The organism is Streptomyces sp. AM25 (assembly GCF_058146165.1).
The window spans coordinates 45,175-68,217 of record NZ_JBKIWN010000004.1; the positions used below are offsets into that span (position 1 = coordinate 45,175).

A 23,043-nucleotide genomic window follows, 5' to 3' on the forward strand; every position below is an offset into this window, starting at 1 on the left:
GATGGGGCGATAGGGTTACTCTGCCTTGGCCGGGTGCCTCGTACGGGTGGGGAGTCTCAATGGACCAGATAGCAATGCGCAGCAGGCCGCGTGTGCCTGCGATCAGCTACGGGAGCAGTGCGTCCAGTGCGCGCCTCGACCGTCATCTCGCGGTACTGGGCGGTCCCGCCCTGCCGCAGCGGGAGGTCGAGGGTGCGACCGTGCTGATGCGCGAGATCACGTCACGTGATCACGCCCGTGCCGCGAAGAGCCGGGGCCGTACCGCCCGGGTCTCCCTGCTGGCCCCGCTGCGCCGGCTGCGGCGCTCGCTCTTCGGCAGCCGCAGCAGCCACACCGCCTGAGCCCGGCCCCGGCCCGTACGGCACGGCCTGCCCTTTCCCCGGGGTCGGCCGGATCCTCCGGCACACCCGCCCACGCGACCGTCGTCGCTACTGCGCCTCGACGGTGACGCTGAAGGAGAACCGGTCCCCGCGGTAGCGGATCAGGGCGACGTCGACCACCCGGCCGCTCTCGTCCCTCGTGACGCCCGTGTAGTGCAGGATCGGGCTGAGCAGCGGCACCTGGAGCAGCCGCGCCGTCTCCGGGTCCGCCAGCCGCGCCTGCACCGTGTCGGTGATCCGGCCGATGCGCACGCCCGCCACGTCCCGCAGCACCTTGGTCATCGGCCAGCGCTCCAGGTCCGCGGGGCCGATGCGCCCGGCCAGTTCGGGGCGGACGAAGTTCTCCGCCCAGTTCACCGGCTCGCCGGTCGTCTCGTCGCAGCGCAGCCGCCGGTAGTGCACCGCCTCGGGCAGGCCGGGGAAGTACTCGGCCAGCGCGCCCGGCACCGCGACCGGCCCGTGGCTCAGCACCTCCGTGCGCTCCCCGGACTGCTGGGCGACGATCGCGTCCACCGACCCCAGCAGCCGCACGGGCGCACCGCTGCGCGCGCTCGGCTCGATGAAGGTGCCGCGCCGCCGGTGCCGGGTGATGAGCCCCTCCGCCTCCAGCTCCTTGAGCGCCTGCCGCATGGTGAGGACGCTGACGCCGTAGTGCGCGGCGAGGGCGTCCTCGGTGGGCAGCCGCAGCGGGTCCTCGGGCCGGCGGCCGAGTATCGAGGCGCGCAGCGACTGCGACACCTGGTACCACAGCGGCAGCTTGCGGTTGAGCGTGAGGGAGTCGGGGGCGAAGGTGCTCACGGCGAGGGATCCTATGGGGTCATGCGCCCCGTCAGGGGCGCGGGGAACTGCGCGCTCAGCCACGATGCGCCTGCAGTCGAGATCCCGGGGCTCCGCCCCGGACCCCTGGGGTGGCGCGTCGGATGCGGGCCGGCCGTGGCTGGTCGCGCAGTTCCCCGCGCCCCTGACGGGGCGCCCGGTGCGGGCGCGTCGTGGCTCTAGGCCCGGAAGTGACGCTCCAGACCCTGCCACACACCGTCGTAGTCCCGCTGAAGGTGACCCGCCTGCGCCGCCTGCGCGGTCAGCGTCACCGGCCAGCGGGTCTCGAACATGAAGGCCAGCCCGTCGTCCAGCTTCTGCGGCCGCAGCTCGGCCGCGCTCGCCTTCTCGAAGGTGTCCCGGTCCGGGCCGTGCGCCGACATCATGTTGTGCAGCGAGCCGCCGCCGGGCACGAAGCCTTCGGCCTTCGCGTCATAGGCGCCCTCGATCAGGCCCATGTATTCGCTCATCACGTTCCGGTGGAAGTACGGCGGCCGGAAGGTGTCCTCGCCGACCAGCCAGCGCGGCGCGAAGACCACGAAGTCGACGCCGGCCAGCCCCGGGGTGTCCGACGGCGAGGTCAGCACGGTGAAGACCGACGGGTCGGGGTGGTCGTAGCTGATCGAGCCGATGACATTGAAACGGCGCAGGTCGTAGACGTACGGGACCAGATTGCCGTGCCAGGCGACGACGTCCAGCGGCGAGTGGTCGTACGTGGCCGACCAGAGGTTGCCGCAGTACTTGGTGACCACCTCGACCGGTCCCTCGACATCCTCGTAGGCGGCGACCGGGGCGAGGAAGTCCCGCGCGTTGGCCAGCCCGTTGGCGCCGATCGGCCCCAGTTCGGGCAGGACGAAGGGCTGACCGTAGTTCTCGCAGACGTAGCCGCGGGCCGTCGGGCTCTGCCCGCCATCTGACACCGCCTCCAGCAGTTCCACCCGGAAGCGCACCCCGCGCGGTATCAGCGCCACGTGCCCCGGCTCGGCGCGCAGCAGCCCGAACTCGGTGCGCAGCAGCAGCCCGCCGCGCTCGGGCACGATCAGCAGCTCGCCGTCGGAGTCGCTGAACACCCGCCCGGCCATGGAGGTGTTGGCGGCGTACAGGTGCACGGCCATGCCCGAGCGCTGGGCGGCGTCGCCGTTGCCGCCCAGGGTCCACAGGCCGGCCAGGAAGTCCGTGCCCCCGGCGGGCTCGGGCAGCGGGTTCCAGCGCAGCCGGTTGGGGTCGGCCGGGCCGTCCGCGAACGGGGCGCTGCCCAGCGCCCCGTTGCCGATGCGTGCGAACGCCGGGTGCGCCGCCGAGGGGCGGATGCGGTACAGCCACGACCTGCGGTTGCTGTGCCGGGGCTCGGTGAAGGCGGTGCCGCTCAGCTGCTCCGCGTACAGCCCGAGAGGAGCGCGCTGCGGCGAGTTGCGCCCGTGCGGAAGGGCCCCCGGAACGGCCTCGCTGCTGTGCTCGTTGCCGAAGCCGGACAGGTACTCCAGCCCCTCCGCCGTCTTGCGTACCTGCTCGCTGCCCGTACTGGTCATGGCACGACTCCCACCCGCCGAGGATTCCTATGCATGACCGTAGGATTCGCGGCGGTGCGAGTCAATGGATCGGATCAGACGCGTTCGGCGGCCCGCTTCCCTCCCCACTGCGGCGACGGCAGCTGCACCAGGACCAGCACGAATCCGGCCACGAAGAAGTTCCGCGCGGCCGCCGTCAGCCCGTTCCACTTCGCCGACTGCCACATGGCGAACCACTCGCCGCCGATGGCGATGAACCCCGCCCCGAACAGCAGCATCAGCAGCAGCAGCCCCAGGGTGCTCGCCCGGCGCGCCGCACCGTACTCCGCCGTGCCCCCGCGCCGCGCACGCCGCAGTGCCCTGGCCCACAGCTCCGTCGCCCGGAGGAGCGCCAGGGCCGTCACCGCCTCCCAGACGATCACGGCGACGTACGCGATGTCCTGCAGCACATGGTTCGTGATCGCCCGCCACATCAGGGCCTTGTCCTGGAACGTGGTGTCCATCGCCAGCACGTGCCGCACGAACTGCCGGTTGGTGTCGAAGTCGGTGATGTTGCCGAAGACGACGAGAGATGTGTAGAGCGCCACCGTCGCGGTCAGCGCGGCGGCCGCCACGGGCAGGGCGCCGGGTTGTTTGTCGGGCATGCGAGGACCTCCTGTGCTCCGGACCTGCGGGAATGCTGCCCGGGGGATCGGTCCGCCACTCCCCCTAAGCGCTTGCTCACCTTCGGCGGTATGGTGGTCGTTCTGTCGGCGGAGGGCCCGCGACGGGCCGGGAGGGCAGGGCGCGGGATGGACGAGCGGACGCAGCGGGACGCGGGCCGGTCCGAGGAGTGGGCGGACGTCACCCCCGACGCCGCCCGGCGGCTGCTGACCGCCGCCGTACAGGCCTTCGCCGAGCGCGGCTACCACGCCACCACCACCCGGGACATCGCCGGCCGCGCCGGCATGAGCCCCGCCGCGCTCTACATCCACTACCGCACCAAGGAAGAACTCCTCTACCGCATCAGCGGCATCGGCCACCGCCTCGCCCTCGACATCGTGAGCCGGGCCCGCGACGGCGGGGGAGACCCGGCCGGCCGGCTGTCCGCCGCCGTGCAGGCCTTCGTGCGCTGGCACGCCGAGCACCACACCACCGCACGCGTCGTGCAGTACGAGCTCGGCGCGCTCGGCGAGGAGCACCACGCCGAGATCACCGCCCTGCGCCGGGAGACCGACGCCGCGGTCCGCTCGATCGTCGAGGACGGCGTCGCGGCGGGGGAGTTCGACGTCCCGGACGTCCGCGGCACCACCCGCGCCGTGCTCTCCCTGTGCATCGACGTGGCCCGCTGGTTCCGCGAGGACGGCAAGCACACCCCCGGCGAGGTGGGCGAGCTCTACGCCGGCCTCGCCCTGCGCATGGTCGGCTACGCCCAGAGATAGCGGCTGACCGACTCCGCCACGCACACCGGCTTCCCGCCGCCCTCGCGCTCGACGGTCACCACGGCCGTCAGCTGCACTCCGCCCTCGGTCTCCGTCACCTCCGCGAGCCGGGCCCGCGCCCGCAGCCGCGAGCCCACCGGGACGGGGGCGGGGAAACGGACCTTGTTCACGCCGTAGTTGATGCCCATCCGGACGTTCTCCACCCGCAGCAGCATCGGCACGAACGACGGCAGCAGCGACAGTGTCAGATAGCCGTGCGCGATCGTGGTGCCGAACGGGCCGGCGGCCGCCCGCGCGGGGTCCACGTGGATCCACTGGTGGTCCCCGGTCGCCTCCGCGAAGAGGTCGATCCGCCGCTGGTCCACCTCCAGCCAGCCGCTCGGGCCGAGCTCCTCGCCGACGGCGGCCCGCAGGGCCTCGGGCGAAGTGAAGATCCGGGGCTCGGTCATGTCCGTGTCGCCTCCTGCTCGCCTGGGCACATCGCCCGAGAGCGTACAGTCGGCACGTGCCGCAGATCCCCCAGAAGGTCCAGGAACTCACCGTGGGCCAGCTCTCCGCCCGCAGCGGGGCGGCAGTGTCCGCACTGCACTTCTACGAGTCCAAGGGCCTCATCAGCAGCCGCAGGACCTCCGGCAACCAGCGCCGCTACGACCGCGACGCGCTGCGCCGGGTCGCCTTCATACGGGCCGCCCAGCGCGTCGGCATCCCGCTCGCCACGATCCGCGAGGCGCTGGCCGGGCTGCCCGACGAGCGCACCCCCAACCGCGCGGACTGGGCACGGCTCTCGGAGAGCTGGCGCGCGGAGCTGGACCGGCGGATCGAGCAGCTCGGCCGGCTGCGCGACAGCCTCGACCAGTGCATCGGCTGCGGCTGCCTCTCGCTCGACAAGTGCGCCCTCTCCAACCCGGACGACCGCTTCGGCGGCCTCGTCACCGGCTCGCGGCTCTACAGCGAACCGGGTTCCTGAGGACACGGGCCGGCACTGCGCGCCGGGGAGCCTCGGCGGAACGCCCGCAAGCCCCCGGCGCTCTCTTCTCACACCGCCGCGTACCGTCCGGCCAGGGCGTAGCGGCGGGCCGCCGACAGGGCGGCGGTGGTGAGCACGGACTCCGGCACGACGATGCCGCAGTCGGTGCAGACGGGTCCCTGCAGCGGGTAGCGCTCCAGGTCGGAGCGCCATTCGATGCGCTCCTGCGCGCAGACCGGGCAGGCGATGCCCGGTGCGGACTCCATGGCCCGGATCACCCGGCGCAGCACCTCCGCGAGGCTCGCGGCCGGCTGCACGTCGGGGGACGCGCACGGCACGATGTCGCAGCCGCCCCAGGTGTTGCGGTGCCAGTCGTCCACGGCGCTGGGCTGGCGGATGCCGTCGTGCTTCTCGCGCCGGCGCCGTACGGCGAATTCGACCTCGTAGGCCAGCCAGACCTCACGGGCCTCCTCGAGCTCGGCCAGCGCCGCGACGAGCCGCTCCGGGTCCGGGGACCGGTCGTCGGGGGCCAGTCCGGCCCGGGTGCACAGATGGCGCCAGGTGGCGCGGTGCCCGTACGGGGCGAAACGCTCGAGACACTTGCGCAAAGAGGTACGTCGCAGAGCGATCGTGTTCCGTGGATTGCGCACCTCTCGGGCCAGAGCTCTGAAACCTGCCACTGCATCCCACCTCCGGCAGCGCGGACTCGGATCGACATGGAAGGGACGTAAGACGTCGCCAATCGGATCCATCGGAAATTCGGACCCGTCGGCCGCCGCCGCGGTCACGGCCGACTCCGCTCTGCTACCCCCGTTGCGCGCGGCGATGTGAGATACACAGGAACCTGGCGGATCCTCGGCCGTGTCCGACGGGTCAGCACGGGCCCCGCGGCGTCTGGTACGGCGCCTCGCCGCGTTGTCGCATCACCCGAGTACGCCCAGTACGCGGGTAATGCTCCGCCTTGCGATCCTCCCCCAGCTACCTGCCCCAGCTACCGCTGGGGGTGCCCCCAGGAGGTGCCCCCAGCACCAGACGCCGCGGGGCCCGTACTGACCCGTCGGACACGGCCTACCCTCCGCTCAGCCCACGATCCCCCCGGCGACCAGAATGAGACGGGCCAGTTCGGGGTGGCAGATGTCGCCGTGCGCACCCGTCGGCGGGCCCCCGTGCCGGACGACTGCGGAGGTGTCGACGCTGGCGAAGCCGTGCGACGGCAATGCACCCGCCAGCGCCCGGTCCAGGGAGATCCGGGAGACGGGCGTCACGGACAGGATGCCGTCGTGGCCCAGCGCCCCCCAGCGGTCGTCGTCCCGGCCGAACAGCGAGGCCGTGTCGTCCACCATCATCGAGGCGAGCGGATAGAACACCCCGAGCGCGGTGTCGTGGCGCGAATAGCAGCACACCAGCGGCCCGCCGACCCGGCGCTCCAGCCCGTGCAGCACGCCGGCCCGGCCGTGGTCGAAGGGCAGCCGGGGCGTGAAGACGTAGTGCGAGAAGGCGCCTTGGAGCAGAGTGACGGAGCGGACGGCGCCCGCACCGTCCGGCAGGCCGCGCAGCGCGAACGACACGAGCCGGGCGCCGAAACTGTGCCCCGCGAGGTGCACGCGCACCCCCGGAGCCGTGTGCACGAGCGCCGCGAGCGCCGGGCCCAGCCCGGCCTGGCCGACCGTGCCGGCCCGCCGCTTCATCTCCCAGTACGAGCCCTGGCGCAGCACCTCGAGGGCCCCGCCCCACAGCCGCTTCAGCGCGCTGCCGAACACGGCGGCCGTCCGCGCCCCCGTCCGCTCCAGGGCGTCGGCGAACCGGGCGCACACCCGCTCCGCGTCCTCGGTGAGCATCAGCGGCTCCGCGCCCGGCGGTTCGGCGGCGGGCGGCTCCAGGTCGGGGACGAACGCGTCGGGCGCGGCGCCCGCCACCGCGACCCGGCGCCGCTGCTCGAAGACCAGGGTGCGCACGAGGGCGACGAACTCCTCCAGCCGCGCCGCGTCCTCCGGCTGCTCCTCGGCCAGTTCGGCCAGCCGGGTCACCGCGGCCCGGCTGCCGGGGAAGACCTTGAGCAGGGCCTCCCGGGTGCCCGGAGGGAGCCCGGGACCGGCGGCCGCGCCGGACGCCTGCTGCGGGAAGTGGGGGATGGGCTCGTCGGTGAATCGCATCGACGGCCAGATGATTCCGCAGTAGCCGAACCGGACGTCGTGGGAGGCGTGGCCGAGCAGGCCGGGGAAGGGGGCGTAGAAATGGCGGTACAGGCCGGTGGCCGACGAGCGGTCGTTGTTCCAGCCGTGCGCGAAGACCACCAGATCGGTGAGATTGTGCTCCAGGACGCCCTGGACCAGTCGTTCGTGCTCGTGGGGATCGACGTCCCCTTCCGCGTCGAAGGTCAGCTCCCAGTACGGCTGCACGCCTGTGCCCGCCATGGCGTCCCCCTGGAGAAGGTCAGATGTGCGCGCATCGTCCTGCCGTCAAGGGGGTGCGTCCAGCCTTTCTGTGACGGGTTCATGTGTTCGCTCGGCCTGAGGGGTACGCGTGTGCTAAGCACCCTCACATACCGAATGGTTGGTGTGCCGGTGCAGCCGAGCCGAGGAGGCCGACAGTGAATGCCGTGCGGGACGCGGGAGTTGTGGTCACGGGAGCGGGGGGCGGCATCGGAGCCGCGCTCGCCCGGCGCTTCGCGGCCGAGGGTGCCCGCGTCGTGGTCAACGACCTCGATGCGGACAAGGCCGCGGCCGTCGCCGCGGAGACCGGCGCGACCGCCGTCCCGGGCGACGCCTCCGAGGTGGTGCCGGCCGCCCGCGCGGCGCTCGGCGGCACGATCGACATCTACTGCGCCAACGCCGGCGTCGCCCCCTCCGGCGGCCCCGAGGCGCCCGAGGACGCCTGGGCCTCCGCGTGGGACGTCAACGTCATGGCGCACGTCCGCGCCGCCCGCGCCCTGCTGCCCGACTGGCTGGAGCGCGGCGACGGCCGCTTCGTCGCCACCGTCTCCGCCGCCGGGCTCCTCACCATGCTCGGCTCGGCGCCCTACAGCGTCTCCAAGCACGCCGCGTTCGCCTTCGCCGAGTGGCTCTCGGCGACGTACCGCCACCGGGGCATCGCCGTCCACGCCGTCTGCCCGCTGGGCGTGCGCACGGACATGCTGCGCGCCACCGGGGCGATCGGCGAGGCGCTGCTGGTCCCCACGGCCGTCGAGCCGGAGCAGGTGGCCGACGCCCTCTTCGAGGGGATGGCCGCCGACCGCTTCCTGATCCTCCCGCACCCCGAGGCCGCGGCCTACTACGCGGGCCGGGCCGCCGACCCGGACCGCTGGCTCACCGGCATGAACAAGCTGCAGCGCACGCTGGAGGCTTCGTGAACGCCGCCATGACGGACGACTGCGTACGTCCCGTCCCCAGGCGCCTCCTGGCCGCCGCCACCCGGCTGTTCGCCGAGCAGGGCTACGACCGGACCTCCGTCCAGGAGATCGTGGAGGCGGCCGGCGTCACCAAGGGCGCGCTCTACCACTACTTCGGCTCGAAGGACGACCTGCTGCACGAGGTCTACGGGCGCGTCCTGCGCCTCCAGCAGGAGCGGCTCGACGCGTTCGCGCGCTCGGACGCACCGGTGGAGCGGAGGCTGCGGGAAGCGGCGGCGGACGTCGTGGTGACGACGATCGAGAACCTCGACGACACGACGATCTTCTTCCGGTCGATGCACCACCTGGGCCAGGAGAAGCTCAAGCAGGTGCGCGCGGAACGGCGCCGCTACCACGAGCGCTTCCGCGCGCTCGTCGAGGAGGGGCAGCGCACGGGGGTCTTCAGCGCGGCGACCCCCGCGGACCTGGTGGTGGACTACCACTTCGGGTCGGTGCACCACTTGAGCGCGTGGTACCGGCCGGGGGGCCCGCTGGGGGCCGAGGAAGTGGCGGCGCACCTGGCCGACTTGCTGCTGCGGGCGCTGCGGCCGTAGGGGTGGTGAGGCCCGGGGGCTCTGCCCCCGGGCCCCGACGCCGCCCTACGCGTACCTCCGCAACTCCCTCCGCGCCAGCGACCGTTGGTGCACCTCGTCCGGGCCGTCCGCCAACCGCAGCGTCCGCGCCGCGGCCCACAGCTCCGCCAGCGGGAAGTCCTGGCTCACCCCGCCCGCCCCGTGCAGCTGCACGGCCCGGTCGATGATCCCCACCACCGTCCGCGGCGTCGCGATCTTGATGGCCTGGATCTCGGTGTGCGCCCCGCGGTTCCCCACCGTGTCCATCAGCCACGCCGTCTTGAGCACCAGCAGCCGCAACTGCTCCACGGCCACCCGGGAGTCCGCGATCCACTCCTGCACCACGCCCTGGTGGGCCAGCGGCTTGCCGAACGCCTCCCGGGTCAGCGCCCTGCGGCACATCAGCTCGATCGCGCGTTCCGCCATGCCGATCAGCCGCATGCAGTGGTGGATGCGCCCGGGGCCCAGGCGGGCCTGGGCGATGGCGAAGCCGCCGCCCTCCTCGCCGACCAGGTGCGACACCGGCACCCGGGCCCGGTCGAGGACGACCTCGGCGTGGCCGCCGTGGTAGTGGTCCTCGTAGCCGTACACCCGCATGGCGCGGCGCACTTCGACGCCGGGGGTGTCCCGCGGCACCAGCACCATCGACTGCTGCCGGCGCACGTCCTCCGCGTCCGGGTCCGTCTTGCCCATGACGATGAAGACCGCGCAGTCGGGGTTCATCGCCCCGGAGATGTACCACTTGCGGCCGGTGATCACGTAGGCGTCGCCGTCCCGCTCGATGCGCGTCCCGATGTTGGTGGCGTCGGACGACGCCACCTCCGGTTCGGTCATCGCGAAGGCGGACCGGATGCGGCCGTCGAGCAGCGGCTCCAGCCACTGCTTGCGCTGCTCGTCGGTGCCGAACTGGGCGAGCAGCTCCATGTTCCCGGTGTCGGGGGCGGCGCAGTTGAGCGCGGTGGGGGCGAGCTGCGGGCTGCGGCCGGTGATCTCGGCGAGGGGTGCGTACTGGAGGTTGGTCAGCCCGGCCCCGTACTCCGTATCCGGCAAGAAGAGGTTCCACAACCCCCGCCGCCGCGCCTCCGCCTTGAGTTCCTCGACGACCGGCGGGGTCTGCCACGGCGAGGCGAGCGCGGCCCGCTGCTCGTCGGCCACGGCTTCCGCCGGGTACACGTGCTCGTCCATGAACGCCAGCAGTCTGCCGCGCAGTTCCTCGGTGCGTGCGTCGAAGGCGAAGTCCACGGCTCAGCCCTTCTTGAGTATGGTCAGGCCGTTGCCCACGAAGAGCGGCACCAGCGCCCCGATGCCCCCGAAGCCGGGGCCGACCGTGCGGCCGAGGGTGTAGCGGTAGTGGATGCCCTCCAGGATCACGGCGAGCTTGAAGTAGGCGAAGGCCGTGTACCAGGGCAGCGCGGAGACGTCGCGGCCGGACAACGCGGCGTAGCGCTCGACGAGTTCGGCGGTCTCCGGGTGGCCGGGCGCCTCGCGCGTGGTGGCGAGCGGCGAGCCGGGGACGTTCCGCTGCTCGCTGTACATCACCAGCAGGCCGAGGTCGGTGAGCGGGTCGCCGAGGGTGGACATCTCCCAGTCCAGGACGGCCCGTACGGTGTCGTCGGGCCCGACGAGCACGTTGTCGAGCCGGTAGTCGCCGTGCACGACCGTGGGCGCCGGGGAGTCGGGCAGCGCCTCGGCCAGGCCGGCGTGCAGTTCCTCGATGCCGGGCAGCTCGCGGCTCCGGGAGGACTCCAACTGCTTCTCCCAGCGCCGCAGCTGGCGCTCCAGGAACCCCTCCGGCCGCCCGAAGTCCCCGAGCCCGGCGGCCGCCGGGTCGACGGCGTGCAGATCCGCGAGCGTGTCGGCGAGCTGCAGCACCACCTTCCGCGTCCGGTCGGGCCCGATCGCGGCGAGCTCCGCGGCCGAGCGGTACGGGGTGCCCGTCACGAACTCCATGACGTAGAAGGGCGCCCCGATGACGTCCTCGTCCTCGCACAGCAGCAGCGGCTCCGGCACGGGCACGGCGGTGCCGTGCAGGGCGCTGATCACCCGGTGTTCGCGCGCCATGTCGTGGGCGGTGGCGAGCACATGGCCCAGCGGGGGCCGGCGCACCGCCCAGCGGCCGGTGCCGTCGGTGACGCTGTACGTGAGGTTGGACCGCCCGCCCTGGATCAGCTCGGCCGACAGCGGGCCCCGGACGAGCCCGGGCCGTGCGCGGTCCAGACAGGCCCTTATCCGCTCGGGGTCGATTCCGGGGACTCCGGGAGCCCCGGGGACGCCGTCTCTGCTCATCGCTCGCTCCTCGTAGGGGAGATGGGACGTTCAGTGCTCGATACCGCCGCGGATCATGATGCCGACCAGTCGGTATGACGTCCAGGGTCCTCGGGGCCCGGCCGAGGGTCACCTCACGCGTGGCAGGCGACCGGCTTGCCCCCGTTCATCACCGCCATGTCGCCCAGGACGGTGATCAGGTCCAGGGGCGAGCCCTCGGGGAGCCCGTCCAGCTCGGCGTAGGCGCGGTGCAGGTTGGCCACCAGGCGCTCGCTCTCCTGGAGCGCGGCGAACTCCCCGAGGTCCGCCCCGCGGGCCGCCTCCAGCGGGGTGAGGCCGGCGGCGTGGGAGGTGCGGGCGAGGTCGGCGACGTAGCGGAGGTAGGCCTCCAGGGTGTTGTAGACGCCGGGGTCGGTGACCCGGCCGTGGCCGGGCACGACCACCTCGGCGTCGAGGGAGCGCAGGGTCTCCAGGGCGCGCAGCGAGCCGCTGAGCGAGCCCATCATGACGAACGGGGTGCCGCCGTTGAAGACCAGGTCGCCGGTGAACACGACGCCCTGCTGCGGGAGGTGGACGATCGTGTCGCCGACGGTGTGCGCGGGGCCGGGGTGCAGCAGCCGCACCTCGGTCTCCCCGACGTGGAGGGTGAGGGTGTCGGTGTAGGTGAGGGCGGGCGGGGTGATCTCGATGGTGCCGTAGTCGACGTCCGGCCAGGCGAGGTGGAGCTGCAGGCCCGCGGCCAGGGTCTCGCGGCGGCAGGCCTCGTGCCCGATCACCGTGGCTCCGGGGAAGACGCAGTTGCCGTAGGTGTGGTCGCCGTGGTGGTGGGTGTTGACCACGAGGGAGGGCAGGGGAGCCCCGCTGGCGGTGACGGCGTCGCGCAGCAGCCGCGCGCGCCGCTCGGTCGCGGCGGTGTCGATCAGCAGGGTGGTCGTGCCGTCGGTCACGAACCCGGCGTTGTTCAGGCACCAGCCGCCGTCGGGCTGGATGTAGGCGCTCACTCCCGGCGCGAGGGGGACGGTGTACGGCTCGGCGAGCGTGTGCGAGGTGGTGCTGTTGCTCATGATCCTCCCTTGACTGGCCGTCAGGATACGGGGGACCGAGAGCTTCATCACTTGAACTATTAACTTGACCACCTGAAGCATCGGGCGTACCTTTCCCCAGTTGCTTGACGACCTCAAGCATCCATGTCGTGAAGTAACGAGAAGGTTCCGAAGGACTCCCGTGAAATCCAGAAACGAGACGGTCATCGTCTTCGCCCTGAGCCTCGCCGCCATGGTCGTCTCGATGATGCAGACGCTCGTCGTGCCGATCCTCGGCCTCATCCAGCGCGACCTGCACACCACGTCCGCCAACGTCAGCTGGGTCACCACGGCGACCCTGCTGTCCGCCGCCGTCTTCACCCCGCTGCTCGGCCGCTTCGGCGACCAGCACGGCAAGAAGAAGACCCTGGTCGGCGTGCTGGTCGTCATGGTCGCGGGCTCCGTCCTGGCGGCCGTGACCCACTCCCTGACCTGGCTCATCGTCGGCCGCGTCCTGCAGGGCGCCGCGACCGCGATCTTCCCGCTCGCGCTGTCCGTGCTGCGCGAGGAGATCCGCCCGGCCAAGCTGCCCGGCGCCATGGCCATGGTCAGCGGCACCCTCGCCTTCGGCAGCGGCCTGGCGCTCGTCGCCACCGGCCTGCTCACCTCGGGCGACGACCCCGACTACCGCAGCGCCTTCTGGCTGGCCACCGGCCTCGCCGCGCTCGCCCTGATCGCCGTCGCCGCCCTGGTCCCGGCCACCAAGGAGACCACCGGCGGACGCACCGACGTCCTCGGCGCGCTCAGCCTCGCCGCCACCCTCGTCCTGCTCCTGCTGCCCATCACCCAGGGCCACGAGTGGGGCTGGTCCTCCGCCCGCACGATCGGCTGCTTCGCTGGCGCCGTCGTGATGGTCGCCGTGTGGACGCTCGTCGAGCACAAGGTCCGCGAACCGCTCGTGGACATGCGGATGTTCGCCCACCGCCCGGTGCTCTTCGCCAACCTCTCCGGCCTGCTCGTCGGCTTCGGCTCCTTCGCGCTCTTCATCGGCGTCTCCTACCTGGTGCAGATGCCCTCGAAGATCGCGGGCTACGGCTTCGACGCGACGGTGCTGCGCGCCTCCGTCGAGTTCCTGCTGCCGAGCACGATCGTCTCGCTGCTCGCCGCCCCCGTCGGCGGCCAGCTCGTCCGCCACAAGGGCCCCCGGCCCGTCCTGCTGCTCGCCTCGCTCATCGGCACCGCGGGCTTCGTGTGGATCGCGCTGGACCACGAGCACGCCTACGCCGTCATCGCCGCCGGCATGTTCGTCGGCGCGGCCATCAGCCTCGGCTACGCGGCCATGCCGGCCGTCATCGTCGCCAGCGTGCCGCACCACCAGACCGGCATAGCCAACGGCATCAACTCCATCTCCCGCTCGACCGGCAGTGCCATCGGCAGCGCCATGATCACCACGGTGCTGGCCTCCAAGAGCATCGAGCACCTGCCGCCGGGCGCCCCCAAGCTGCCCGCCGAGAGCCAGTTCACGCTCACCTTCGTGATCGCGGGCGCGGCGTTCCTGCTGGTCTCCGTGGTGGCCGGACTGGGCCTGCGGAAGATCCACACGCTGCAGGACGCTGCGGTGGCGGCACCGGCCGGAGCGGCAGACGCTGAAACCGCAGGGGTCACCCGGTGACGCAGGAAGGAGCCACGATGAAGGCAGTCAGCTACCGCTCCTACGGAGGCCCCGAGGTCCTGGAGTACGGCGACCTCCCGCAGCCGAAGGTCGGCCCGGACGCCGTCCTGGTCCGGGTCAAGGCCGCGGCCGTCAACCCCGTCGACTGGAAGGCCCAGGCCGGTTACCTGGACGGCATGATCCAGCCGGTCTTCCCCGTAGTCCCCGGCTGGGACATGGCGGGCGTCGTCGTCGCCGTGGGGCCGGACGTCCCCGAGTTCGCGGAGGGCGACGAGGTCATGGGCTACGTCCGGGAGGACTTCCTCTCCCGCGGCACCTTCGCCGAGTACGTGGCCGCCCCCGTGCGCACCCTGGCCCGCAAGCCGGGCAACCTCACCTTCGAGGAGGCCGCCGGCATCCCGCTGGCCGGGCTGACCGCCTACCAGTCCCTGGTCAAGGCGCTGCGGGTGCGCCCGGAGGAGACCGTCCTGATCCACGCCGCGGCGGGCGGGGTGGGCTCCATGGCCGTCCAGATCGCGCGGCACCTGGGCGCCCGCGTCATCGGCACGGCCAGCGCCCGCAACCACGACTACCTGCGCACGCTCGGGGCCGAGCCCGTCACCTACGGGGACGGGCTCGCCGACCGCGTCCGGGCCCTGGCGCCCGGCGGCGTGGACGCGGTGCTGGACCTGGTCGGCGGCGGTGTCGTCCGCACCTCCCCGGACCTGACGCTCCCGGGTGCCCGTCTGGTCTCCATCGCGGACCCGGCGGTGACGGAACTGGGCGGCCGCCTGCTGTGGGTCCGCCCGGACGCGGCGGATCTGGCGGCGCTGGCGGATCTGGCGGAGGCGGGGGCCCTGCGGGTCGAGGTGGCGGAGGTCTTCCCGCTGGAACGGACGGCGGACGCGCAGCGGCTCTCTGCCGAGGGGCATGTGCGGGGGAAGGTCGTGGTGACGGTGGGGTAGGGGGTGCCCCGGTCCTCGATCGCCGGGCGGGCTGAAATCAGCCCGTCCGGCGATCGAGGACGAGCGGCGGTAGCCGCGATCAACGGTCGGCAGCGAGGAACCCGCCCTCACGCAACCGCGTGAACGCCTCGAACCCGTCCGGCACCCACTCCCACTCCCCGAGCCGCCCCTCCAGCTCCCCCGGGGAGAGGAAATCCCACCACGCCACCTCTTCCGCCTGCGGCCTGACCGCCAGGTCGCACCGCACCGCATACACCGCCGACCACCAGCTCCCCCCGTCCCCCTCGTACAGGAACCGGAACAGCGGCGTGGGCGCCGCGAGGCCGCTCACGCCGAGCTCCTCCTCCGCCTCCCTCAGCGCTGCCTCGTCGTAGGTCTCGCCGGTGCCGACGACGCCGCCCACGAACATGTCGTAGTGCGACGGGAAGACGAGCTTCCGGTCCGTCCGCCGGTGGACGAAGATGCGGCCCTCCGTGTCCCGGGCCAGGACGAAGACGCAGCGGTGGCGCAGGCCCCGCGCATAGGCCTCACCGCGCGGGGCCTGCCCCACGACGCGGTCGTGCTCGTCGACGATGTCCAGTACTTCGTCCGCTGACAGCGGCTGCTGGTGCTGCTGATCGGTCATACAGGGATCCAACCGTACGACCTCAGTGCGGCTGAAGATCCCGCATGTGCCCCGCCTCCGTCATCCCGGACGGCATCGCCGGATGCCGTCCGATCAGCACGATCCCCACCACGATGGCCGCCAGCCCGGCCGCCTGCCAGGCCAGCGCCCCCGGCGTGGTCCGCAGCCGGTCGCCGAGGAAGCCCACGCCGCAGGCGATGCCGGCCAGCGGCTGGGCCGCGGTGAGGGCGGGCAGCGACATGCGCAGCGGGGCCGTCTCGAAGGCGCTCTGCACCAGGACCAGGCCCGTCACGCCGATCACCAGCACCCCGTACGGCTGCCAGCTGGTGATCAGGGCGGCCCAGCCGCCGTGCCCGAAGCGCTCGCCGCTGACCCGGGTCAGCGCGTCCTGGACGCCGTAGAGCAGCCCGGCCGCCACCGCCAGCAGGGCGGCCTCCGTGCTCATCCGGACCCGCTTGGAGACCGCGGCCAGCAGCATCGCGGTGCCGACCATGATCCCGATGATCAGCCAGTGCCGCAGCGGGTCGGTGACGGTGTCGCCGCCGTGCGGCTGCCCGGCGACGATGAAGGCCGTCACCCCGCACGCCAGCAGGACCAGCCCGCCCCAGCCGGTGCGGCCGAGCGGCTGTTTGGTCTGCCAGCGGGAGAGGGCCATGGCGAACAGCAGATTCGTCGCGAGGAGCGGTTCGACCAGCGAGATCTCGCCCTGCCCGAGCGCCAGGGCGCCGAGGATCATCCCGGTCACCATCAGGGCGATGCCCGCCAGCCAGCGCGGCATCCGCATGAGGTCCAGCAGCAGCCGGAACGAGAGGAAGTCGCTCATCGGCGCCCGCTGCGCGGCGTTCTGCTGGAGCACGAACCCCACGCCCAGGCAGCAGGCGGCACTCACGGCGAAGGCGAAGACCAGCACGTCGCGCACCTCAAGACCGGGCGGTCGTAGGAGACTTGACAGAAAGACGATAGCCGCCCCGGAGACGGGATGACCGTCGAGTACCCCTCTTTCGGCCGTTCATCCAGTCAAACGGTTGACTGTGATCGAGGGTGCCCCGAGGATCGGACGCGCGCGAACACCCTTCCGAAGGGTCCTTTCGATACCTCTCCGACCAGGGCGGATGTGCGGATGTGACGACGTACGACGCGGACGCGATCGTGATCGGGGCGGGCCTGGCCGGCCTCGCCGCCACGGCGGAGCTCGCCGCGGCGGGGCGGCGGACGATCCTGCTGGACCAGGAGCCCGAACAGTCGTTCGGGGGTCAGGCGTTCTGGTCCTTCGGGGGTCTCTTCCTCGTGGACTCGCCCGAGCAGCGCCGCCTGCGGATCCGCGACAGCCACGCCCTGGCCTGGCAGGACTGGCTCGGCACCGCCGCCTTCGACCGCCCCGAGGACCACTGGCCGCGCCGCTGGGCCGAGGCGTACGTCGACTTCGCCGCCGGCGAGAAGCGGGCCTGGCTGCACCGGCTCGGGGTGCGCCTCTTCCCGGTCGTCGGCTGGGCCGAGCGCGGCGGCTACGACGCCACGGGCCACGGCAACTCCGTCCCGCGCTTCCACGTCACCTGGGGCACCGGGCCGGGCCTGCTGGAGCCCTTCGCGCGGCAGGTGCACGACGCCGCCGCCCGCGGCCTGGCGGACCTGCGCTTCCGGCACCGCGTCACCGCCCTCTCCCGCACCGCCGGTGCCGTCGACACCGTGAGCGGCGAGGTCCTGGCCCCCAGCGCGGCGGCCCGGGGCGTGGCGAGCAGCCGCGAGAAGGCGGACGAATTCGCCCTCCGGGCCCCCGTGGTGATCGTCGCCTCCGGCGGCATCGGCGGCAACCACGACCTGGTCCGGGCCCACTGGCCGCGCCGCCTCGGCGAGCCGCCCGAGCGGATGCTCTCCGGGGTCCCCGCGCACGTGGACGGCGCGATGCTGGGCATCACGGAGGCGTCGGGCGGGCGGCTCGTCAACCGTGACCGGATGTGGCACTACACCGAGGGCATCGAGAACTGGGACCCCGTCTGGGCCCGGCACGGCATCCGCATCCTGCCCGGCCCGTCCCCGCTCTGGTTCGACGCGACCGGCAGACGGCTGCCCGTGCCGCTCTTCCCCGGCTTCGACACCCTCGGCACCCTCGAACACATCATGCACACCGGCCACGACCACACCTGGTTCGTGCTCGACCGGCGCATCATCGGCAAGGAGTTCACGCTCTCCGGCTCCGACCAGAACCCCGACCTGACCGGCCGGAGCATCCGCGGCGTCCTGGGCCGCGCGCGGGCCGGGGTGCCGGGGCCGGTGCAGGCGTTCCTGGACCGCGGCGCGGACTTCGTCGTCGAGCGCGACCTGGACGCGCTCGTGCGCGGCATGAACGCGCTCACCGGCAAGGAGCTGATCGACGCGGACGGGCTGCGCCGCGAAATCGCCGCCCGCGACCGGGAGATGGCCAACCCCTTCACCAAGGACCTCCAGATAGCCGCCCTCCGCGGTGCCCGCGGCTACCTGGGCGACCGGATCTCCCGCATCGCCGCCCCGCACCGCATCCTCGACCCGGCCGCCGGTCCACTGATCGCCGTGCGGCTGAACATCCTTACCCGCAAGACCCTCGGCGGTCTGGAGACCGACCTCTCGGCACGGGTCCTCACCCCCGGCGGCGAGCCGCTGCCGGGCGTCTATGCGGCGGGGGAGGCTGCCGGGTTCGGCGGGGGCGGCATGCACGGCTACCGCTCGCTGGAGGGGACGTTCCTGGGCGGCTGCCTCTTCTCGGGCCGTGCCGCGGGGCGTGCGGCGGCGCGGGACCTCGCGTAGGGCGTACGGGAACGGCAACCGGAGGTAACCACTCCTGACGGTACGTCAGTTGACGTTTCGTCAGTATCAAGATCGGGTCTTGACTCGGAGCAGTGACTACCGGTTTGCTGTGCGTCACTGATAACGATTACGCGCGCAGCGCCGAGGCGACCGGAGGGACGTACGCCGATGACGCCTCCACCCCCCTTGGGCCGCTCCCGGCACAAGGACGGGCCGACGTTCGACCCCGCGCTCGACGACCTCCGCCTCGCCGCGGTCCGCGACGACCTGGCCCGCGGCCGCTGGGACGGCACCCGCAAGCTGCTCGCCTGCACCGGCGAGGACTGGGACCGCCGCGGCCACCGCCTCGTCGTCCTCGCCGAGGGCGCCACCAGCGCCGCCTGGGCCCGCGACTGGCAACTGGCCGAGCCCGACAGCCCCGACGCCGCCGCCCTCCTCGCCTGCGCCGCCGTCTTCCGGGCCGTGCGCGGCCAGGACGGCCCCGACGAGGCCCGCACCCTGTGCCTCGCCGCGGCCCGGATGGCGCCCCGCGACCCCACCCCCTGGCTCTGCCTGCTGATCCTCGCCCGCCGCACCGGCACCGACGACGAGCGCGTCCGCGCCTTCGACCAGGTGCGCGCCCGGCACCGCGACCACCACCACGCGCACCACCTGATGGCCGCCTGCCTCGCCGAACACCAGCAGGGCGACCGCGACGACCCGCTGCACGAGGTCTACGACTTCGCCTCCTGGGCCGCCGAACAGGCGCCCGCCGACTCGCCGTTGGCCGTGCTGCCCGTCGTCGCCCACGCCGAGCGCTTCCGCGTCCTCGCCCGCGCCGGCGTCGAGCCCGCCGACCCCGCGCGCTCCGGCCACTGGACCACCCGCCGGGCCCGGCAGGTGATGAAGGCCGCCTTCGACTGGTGGCTCGAATGGGACATCGACGAGGACGCTGCCGACGCCGCACCCGCCCTCGCCCACCCGCGCCGCAAGGTCGACCTCAACTACCTCGCGCACGCCAAGCTCCACGAGGACCGCCCCGCCGAGGCGGCCGCCCTGCTCACCCGGATCGGCCCGCACGCCACCCGCGCCCCCTGGTCCTACCCCGACCGGGACCCCGGACAGGCCTTCCAGGCCGCGCGGCGCGCCGTGCTCGGGGCCGAGTGAGGACGAGCAGCACCGTTACCCCCACGGGAAGGACGACCCCGCCATGCCGACCGGCATAGCAAGCGACATCCGCACGTTCAAGGGCCTGGAGAGACGCCTGCGCGCCGACCGGATCGGCGTGCCGGGACTGCTGCTGTCGGTGACCGCCGCCAGCGCGCCGCTGATGGTGACGGCCGGCGTCATGCCCACCACCTACGGGACGATGGGCATCGTCGGCCAGCCGCTGCTCTTCGTCATCCTCGGCGTCGTGCTCACCCTCTTCAGCTTCGGCTACGCCGAGATGAGCCGGCACGTCCACAACGCCGGTGCCTTCTATGCCTACATCGCCCGCGGCCTCGGCGGCACCGCCGGAACGGCCGCCTCCGTCGTGGCGCTGGTCGCCTACAGCACCATGCAGTTCGGCATCTACGGCATCTTCGGCTTCGAGGTCGCCGGCCTGCTCGACAAGTACTTCGGGCTGGCCGTCGGCTGGTGGGTGCCCGCCCTCGCCGGCGTCGTGGCCATCGGCCTCTGCGGCTGGCTGAAGATCGACCTCAACGCCCGGGTCCTCGGCTTCCTGCTGATCGCCGAGTGCGTCATGGTCGCCGTCTTCGACACCTCCGGCCTCATAAGCCCCGGGAAGGACGGCATCTCGCTGCACGCCTTCGACCCCGTCACCCTCTCCGGGGCCGGACTGGGCACCGCTCTCTGCTTCACCATCGCCTCCTTCGTCGGCTTCGAACAGGCCGCCGTCTACGCCGAGGAGACCAGCAGCCCGCAGGTCACCGTCGCCCGGGTCACCTTCCTCGCCGTGGGCCTCACCGCCTTCTTCTTCGCCGCCGGCTCCTGGGCCCTGGGCGTCGCCGCCGGGCCCTCGCAGATCGTCGAACTCGCCCGGAAGGAAGGGCCGGACCTCCTCTTCACCCTCGCCCAGGGCCGGCTGGGCACGGCCTTCACGGACGTCATGCACGTCTTCTACGTGACGGGCATGTTCGCCGCCATGCTCAGCTTCCACAACGTCGTCGCCCGCTACGCCTTCGCCATGGGCCGCGAGGGCCTGCTCCCCGCGGCCGTCGGCCGCACCTCGCGGACCAGCGGCGCGCCCGCCCACGGCTCCCTGCTGCAGACTGCCGTGTCGCTGCTGGCCGTTGTCGTCTTCGCGGCCACCGACGACCGGCCGCACGGCGACCCGACGGCGCCCGTGCTGCACCTGTTCACCTGGATGGGCAACGTCGGCGCCCTCGGCGTCATCGTGCTCATGGCCACGGCCAGCGCGGCCGTCATCGCCTTCTTCGTCCGGCGCGGCGCGGCCCGCACCCAGGCCCCGCGGCTGCTCGCCTCCGGCCTCGCCGGGGCGGCCCTGGTGGTCATCGCCTGCTACGCGGTCACGGACTTCCACGTCCTGCTGGGCACCGCCCCCGGCTCCGTACTGCGCTGGATCCTCCCGGGCATCATCGGTGCGGCCGTGCTGCTGGGGCTCGGCTACGGCCTGGTGCTCAAGGTGATGCGTCCGCAGGTGCACGCGCGGATCGGACTGGGCAACGAGGCCTTCCAGTTGGAGAAGGCGGCGAAGGCCGCCCGTTGAACCGATCGAGCCGAGAGAGAGGTTCCCTCATGACGTCCTGCTGCCACACCGCCCCCACACCCCCCGCGGGCCCCGCCCTCCCGCACCCTCTCGACCCGCTGAGCGCCGAGGAGATCACCGAGGCCCGCCGCATACTCGAAGAAGCGGGCAAGGTGCACGACACCACCCGTTTCCCGCTCGTCCTGCTCGACGAGCCCGAGCGGCACACCGCGGCCGCCCACCGCCCCGGCGACCCGGTGGTCCGCAGACTGCGGCTCACCCTCCTCGACGCGGCCACCGGCACGGCGGCCGAGGCGGTCGTCGACGTCACCGCCGGATCGCTCCTCGCACACCGGGAACTCGACCCGGCCACGGACGGGCAGCCCCAACTCACCTTGCAGGAACAGCTCTCCGTCGACGCGATCGTCAAGGCCGACCCCGGCTGGCGCACGGCCATGGCCGCCCGCGGCGTGCCGGACGAGGCCCTGGAACTGGCCGTCTGCGCACCGCTGGCGGCCGGTTGCGCCCCCGACGCCCGGCCGGACCGCCGCCTGGTGCGCTCGCTGACCTGGCTGCGCTGCGACGCGTCCGACAGCCCGTGGGCCCACCCGGTGGGCGGGCTGGTGGCCGACGTCGACGTGACCGAGCGGCGGGTGGTGCGCCTCGTCGACACCGGAGCGGTGCCCGTACCCGCCGAATGCGGGCGCTACGCAGGCGAGTTCACCGGACCCGCCCGCACCGACCTGCGCCCGCTGGAGATCACCCAGCCCGAGGGCCCCTCCTTCCGCCTCGACGGCCCGCTCCTCACCTGGCAGAACTGGAGCTTCCGCGTCGACTTCAACGCCCGCGAGGGCCTCGTCCTGCACCGCATCACCCACCGCGACGGCGACCGCGAACGCTCCGTGCTGCACCGCGCCTCCCTCGCCGAGATGGCCGTGGCCTACGGGGACCCGGAGCCGTCCCGCAACTGGGTCGCCTTCCTCGACACGGGCGAGTACGGCCTCGGCACCAACGCCAACGCCCTCCGCCTCGGCTGCGACTGCCTCGGCGAGATCCGCTACCTCGACGCCGTCGTCGCCGACGACCTGGGCCGGCCGCAGACCCTGCCCAACGCGATCTGCATCCACGAGGAGGACCACGGACTCCTGTGGAAGCACACCGACATCTTCGCCGACCAGGCCGTGGAGAGCCGCCGCTCGCGCCGCCTGGTCGTCTCCTTCATCGCCACCGTCGGCAACTACGACTACGCCTTCTACTGGTACTTCCACCAGGACGGCACCATCGCCTTCGAGGCCAAGTCCACCGGCATCGTGCAGACCTCGGCCGTCGAGCCGGGCGCGGGCTCCCCGTTTGGCACGGAGGTGGCGCCGGGCCTGCTCGCCCCGTACCACCAGCACCTGTTCTGCGTACGGCTCGACGTGGCCGTCGACGGCCCGGCCAACACGGTCGAGGAGGTGGACGTGGTGCCGTTGCCGGACGGGCCCGGCAACCCCAACGGCAATGCGTTCACGACCCGGACGACCGTGCTCGCGGACAGCGCGGAGGGCGGCCGCCTCGCGGACCCGGCCGCCGGCCGCCGCTGGCGCATCACCAACCCCGCCGCGCGGAACCGCATGGGGCAACCGGTCGCCTACACGCTCGTCCCGCAGCCCGGCCCGGCCGTCCTCGCCCGCCCCGGCTCACCGGTGGCCCGCCGCATGGCCTACGGCACCAAGCACGTGTGGGTCACCCGGCACCGGCCCGACCGCCGCTACCCGGCGGGCGAACACCCCAACCAGCACCCCGGGGGCGCGGGCCTGCCGGAGTGGACGGCGGGCGGCGAGTCCCTGCGGGACACGGAGCTGACGGTCTGGCACACGTTCGGGCCCACGCATCTGCCGCGGCTGGAGGAGTGGCCGGTCATGCCGGTCGACGCCACGGGCTTCGCACTGAAACCGACGGGTTTCTTCGACCGGAACCCGGCGCTGGACCTGCCGTAAGCGTTCCTGCGGTG

At 72.9% G+C, this 23,043-nt stretch carries 22 protein-coding genes; 11 read left to right on the top strand and 11 right to left on the bottom strand.

Translation table 11 applies throughout. From position 1 onward, the window contains the following. Nucleotides 1–59: 59 nt before the first annotated feature. Entirely contained in the window at nt 60–341 is a 282-nt protein-coding gene (locus ACLHRZ_RS06295) for a hypothetical protein (protein WP_490417265.1), read from the top strand. Nucleotides 342–428: 87 nt separating this feature from the next. On the opposite strand, the gene ACLHRZ_RS06300 is transcribed toward ACLHRZ_RS06295, so the two are convergent. The 3 genes from ACLHRZ_RS06300 to ACLHRZ_RS06310 all read right to left on the bottom strand — a co-directional run bounded on the left by ACLHRZ_RS06300 (nt 429) and on the right by ACLHRZ_RS06310 (nt 3,348). Further along, nucleotides 429–1,178, bottom strand: coding sequence for a GntR family transcriptional regulator (locus tag ACLHRZ_RS06300; protein ID WP_490417266.1), 750 nt, complete (start codon nt 1,176–1,178; stop codon nt 429–431). Between the two features lie 197 nt (nt 1,179–1,375). Beyond that, nucleotides 1,376–2,725: a homogentisate 1,2-dioxygenase gene (gene hmgA, locus ACLHRZ_RS06305; RefSeq protein WP_490417267.1), complete on the bottom strand. Its 1,350-nt coding sequence runs from the start codon at nt 2,723–2,725 to the stop codon at nt 1,376–1,378. A 74-nt stretch (nt 2,726–2,799) separates the two neighbouring features. Beyond that, nucleotides 2,800–3,348: a DUF2165 domain-containing protein gene (locus ACLHRZ_RS06310; protein ID WP_490417268.1), complete on the bottom strand. Its 549-nt coding sequence runs from the start codon at nt 3,346–3,348 to the stop codon at nt 2,800–2,802. Nucleotides 3,349–3,495: 147 nt separating this feature from the next. Here ACLHRZ_RS06310 and ACLHRZ_RS06315 point away from each other — a divergent pair, with 147 nt between their 5' ends. Then, on the top strand, nt 3,496–4,125 hold the full coding sequence (locus ACLHRZ_RS06315) for a TetR/AcrR family transcriptional regulator (RefSeq protein WP_490417269.1): 630 nt from the start codon (nt 3,496–3,498) through the stop codon (nt 4,123–4,125). Here ACLHRZ_RS06315 and ACLHRZ_RS06320 read toward each other — a convergent pair. Then, nucleotides 4,110–4,574, bottom strand: a complete 465-nt coding sequence (locus ACLHRZ_RS06320) for a MaoC family dehydratase (RefSeq protein WP_490417270.1) — start codon at nt 4,572–4,574, stop codon at nt 4,110–4,112. The two genes, ACLHRZ_RS06315 and ACLHRZ_RS06320, sit on opposite strands and share 16 nt — an antisense overlap. A gap of 56 nt (nt 4,575–4,630) precedes the next feature. On the opposite strand from ACLHRZ_RS06320, the gene soxR reads away from it, so the two are divergent. Further along, the gene (gene soxR, locus ACLHRZ_RS06325) at nt 4,631–5,092 is read left to right on the top strand and encodes a redox-sensitive transcriptional activator SoxR (protein ID WP_490417271.1); all 462 of its coding nucleotides are present in this window, start codon (nt 4,631–4,633) and stop codon (nt 5,090–5,092) included. A gap of 68 nt (nt 5,093–5,160) precedes the next feature. Here soxR and ACLHRZ_RS06330 read toward each other — a convergent pair whose 3' ends face one another. Further along, nucleotides 5,161–5,772, bottom strand: coding sequence for a hypothetical protein (locus ACLHRZ_RS06330; protein ID WP_490417272.1), 612 nt, complete (start codon nt 5,770–5,772; stop codon nt 5,161–5,163). Between the two features lie 399 nt (nt 5,773–6,171). Beyond that, nucleotides 6,172–7,506 carry a serine-threonine protein kinase gene (locus ACLHRZ_RS06335; protein ID WP_490417273.1) on the bottom strand — a complete coding sequence of 445 codons (1,335 nt, stop codon included), beginning with the start codon at nt 7,504–7,506 and terminating at the stop codon, nt 6,172–6,174. A gap of 176 nt (nt 7,507–7,682) precedes the next feature. Between ACLHRZ_RS06335 and ACLHRZ_RS06340 the strand changes: the two genes are divergently transcribed. Both ACLHRZ_RS06340 and ACLHRZ_RS06345 read left to right on the top strand, forming a co-directional pair. Next, nucleotides 7,683–8,441, top strand: a complete 759-nt coding sequence (locus tag ACLHRZ_RS06340) for an SDR family NAD(P)-dependent oxidoreductase (protein WP_490417274.1) — start codon at nt 7,683–7,685, stop codon at nt 8,439–8,441. Nucleotides 8,442–8,449: 8 nt separating this feature from the next. Further along, nucleotides 8,450–9,034 (top strand): TetR/AcrR family transcriptional regulator, encoded by a 585-nt coding sequence (locus ACLHRZ_RS06345; RefSeq protein ID WP_490417480.1) that lies wholly within the window; start codon nt 8,450–8,452, stop codon nt 9,032–9,034. A gap of 45 nt (nt 9,035–9,079) precedes the next feature. On the opposite strand, the gene ACLHRZ_RS06350 is transcribed toward ACLHRZ_RS06345, so the two are convergent. The 3 genes from ACLHRZ_RS06350 to ACLHRZ_RS06360 all read right to left on the bottom strand — a co-directional run bounded on the left by ACLHRZ_RS06350 (nt 9,080) and on the right by ACLHRZ_RS06360 (nt 12,381). Continuing rightward, the gene (locus ACLHRZ_RS06350) at nt 9,080–10,294 is read right to left on the bottom strand and encodes an acyl-CoA dehydrogenase family protein (RefSeq protein WP_490417275.1); all 1,215 of its coding nucleotides are present in this window, start codon (nt 10,292–10,294) and stop codon (nt 9,080–9,082) included. Nucleotides 10,295–10,297: 3 nt separating this feature from the next. Continuing rightward, nucleotides 10,298–11,338, bottom strand: coding sequence for a phosphotransferase family protein (locus ACLHRZ_RS06355; protein WP_490417276.1), 1,041 nt, complete (start codon nt 11,336–11,338; stop codon nt 10,298–10,300). 113 nt (nt 11,339–11,451) lie between these two features. After that, on the bottom strand, nt 11,452–12,381 hold the full coding sequence (locus ACLHRZ_RS06360; protein WP_490417277.1) for an MBL fold metallo-hydrolase: 930 nt from the start codon (nt 12,379–12,381) through the stop codon (nt 11,452–11,454). A gap of 160 nt (nt 12,382–12,541) precedes the next feature. On the opposite strand from ACLHRZ_RS06360, the gene ACLHRZ_RS06365 reads away from it, so the two are divergent. Then, complete coding sequence (locus ACLHRZ_RS06365; RefSeq protein WP_490417278.1) at nt 12,542–14,011, top strand: MFS transporter; 1,470 nt, start codon at nt 12,542–12,544, stop codon at nt 14,009–14,011. Between the two features lie 17 nt (nt 14,012–14,028). Continuing rightward, on the top strand, nt 14,029–14,955 hold the full coding sequence (locus ACLHRZ_RS06370; RefSeq protein ID WP_490417279.1) for an NADP-dependent oxidoreductase: 927 nt from the start codon (nt 14,029–14,031) through the stop codon (nt 14,953–14,955). Nucleotides 14,956–15,034: 79 nt separating this feature from the next. On the opposite strand, the gene ACLHRZ_RS06375 is transcribed toward ACLHRZ_RS06370, so the two are convergent. Together ACLHRZ_RS06375 and ACLHRZ_RS06380 are read right to left on the bottom strand one after the other, a co-directional pair. Next, nucleotides 15,035–15,580, bottom strand: coding sequence for an NUDIX hydrolase (locus ACLHRZ_RS06375; protein WP_490417280.1), 546 nt, complete (start codon nt 15,578–15,580; stop codon nt 15,035–15,037). A 22-nt stretch (nt 15,581–15,602) separates the two neighbouring features. Beyond that, complete coding sequence (locus ACLHRZ_RS06380; protein WP_490417481.1) at nt 15,603–16,490, bottom strand: DMT family transporter; 888 nt, start codon at nt 16,488–16,490, stop codon at nt 15,603–15,605. 212 nt (nt 16,491–16,702) lie between these two features. Between ACLHRZ_RS06380 and ACLHRZ_RS06385 the strand changes: the two genes are divergently transcribed. The 4 genes from ACLHRZ_RS06385 (at nt 16,703) to ACLHRZ_RS06400 (ending at nt 23,029) form a co-directional block, all read left to right on the top strand. Next, a complete protein-coding gene (locus tag ACLHRZ_RS06385) occupies nt 16,703–18,361 on the top strand; it encodes an FAD-binding dehydrogenase (RefSeq protein WP_490417281.1) in 1,659 nt (552 codons plus the stop codon). 168 nt (nt 18,362–18,529) lie between these two features. After that, nucleotides 18,530–19,507: a hypothetical protein gene (locus ACLHRZ_RS06390; protein ID WP_490417282.1), complete on the top strand. Its 978-nt coding sequence runs from the start codon at nt 18,530–18,532 to the stop codon at nt 19,505–19,507. 43 nt (nt 19,508–19,550) lie between these two features. Further along, entirely contained in the window at nt 19,551–21,071 is a 1,521-nt protein-coding gene (locus ACLHRZ_RS06395) for an APC family permease (protein ID WP_490417283.1), read from the top strand. A 29-nt stretch (nt 21,072–21,100) separates the two neighbouring features. Then, nucleotides 21,101–23,029, top strand: coding sequence for a primary-amine oxidase (locus tag ACLHRZ_RS06400; RefSeq protein WP_490417284.1), 1,929 nt, complete (start codon nt 21,101–21,103; stop codon nt 23,027–23,029). Nucleotides 23,030–23,043 lie beyond the last annotated feature (14 nt).

Excerpts from the sequence above, each read along its gene's own strand:
- ACLHRZ_RS06315 (WP_490417269.1), top strand. The coding sequence starts at position 3,496 with ATGGACGAGCGGACGCAGCGGGACGCGGGCCGGTCCGAGGAGTGGGCG.
- ACLHRZ_RS06335 (WP_490417273.1), bottom strand. The coding sequence starts at position 7,506 with ATGGCGGGCACAGGCGTGCAGCCGTACTGGGAGCTGACCTTCGACGCG.
- ACLHRZ_RS06400 (WP_490417284.1), top strand. The coding sequence starts at position 21,101 with ATGACGTCCTGCTGCCACACCGCCCCCACACCCCCCGCGGGCCCCGCC.
- ACLHRZ_RS06390 (WP_490417282.1), top strand. The coding sequence starts at position 18,530 with ATGACGCCTCCACCCCCCTTGGGCCGCTCCCGGCACAAGGACGGGCCG.
- ACLHRZ_RS06295 (WP_490417265.1), top strand. The coding sequence starts at position 60 with ATGGACCAGATAGCAATGCGCAGCAGGCCGCGTGTGCCTGCGATCAGC.
- ACLHRZ_RS06320 (WP_490417270.1), bottom strand. The coding sequence starts at position 4,574 with ATGACCGAGCCCCGGATCTTCACTTCGCCCGAGGCCCTGCGGGCCGCC.
- ACLHRZ_RS06370 (WP_490417279.1), top strand. The coding sequence starts at position 14,029 with ATGAAGGCAGTCAGCTACCGCTCCTACGGAGGCCCCGAGGTCCTGGAG.
- hmgA (WP_490417267.1), bottom strand. The coding sequence starts at position 2,725 with ATGACCAGTACGGGCAGCGAGCAGGTACGCAAGACGGCGGAGGGGCTG.
- ACLHRZ_RS06395 (WP_490417283.1), top strand. The coding sequence starts at position 19,551 with ATGCCGACCGGCATAGCAAGCGACATCCGCACGTTCAAGGGCCTGGAG.
- ACLHRZ_RS06355 (WP_490417276.1), bottom strand. The coding sequence starts at position 11,338 with ATGAGCAGAGACGGCGTCCCCGGGGCTCCCGGAGTCCCCGGAATCGAC.
- ACLHRZ_RS06375 (WP_490417280.1), bottom strand. The coding sequence starts at position 15,580 with ATGACCGATCAGCAGCACCAGCAGCCGCTGTCAGCGGACGAAGTACTG.
- ACLHRZ_RS06360 (WP_490417277.1), bottom strand. The coding sequence starts at position 12,381 with ATGAGCAACAGCACCACCTCGCACACGCTCGCCGAGCCGTACACCGTC.
- ACLHRZ_RS06310 (WP_490417268.1), bottom strand. The coding sequence starts at position 3,348 with ATGCCCGACAAACAACCCGGCGCCCTGCCCGTGGCGGCCGCCGCGCTG.
- ACLHRZ_RS06345 (WP_490417480.1), top strand. The coding sequence starts at position 8,450 with ATGACGGACGACTGCGTACGTCCCGTCCCCAGGCGCCTCCTGGCCGCC.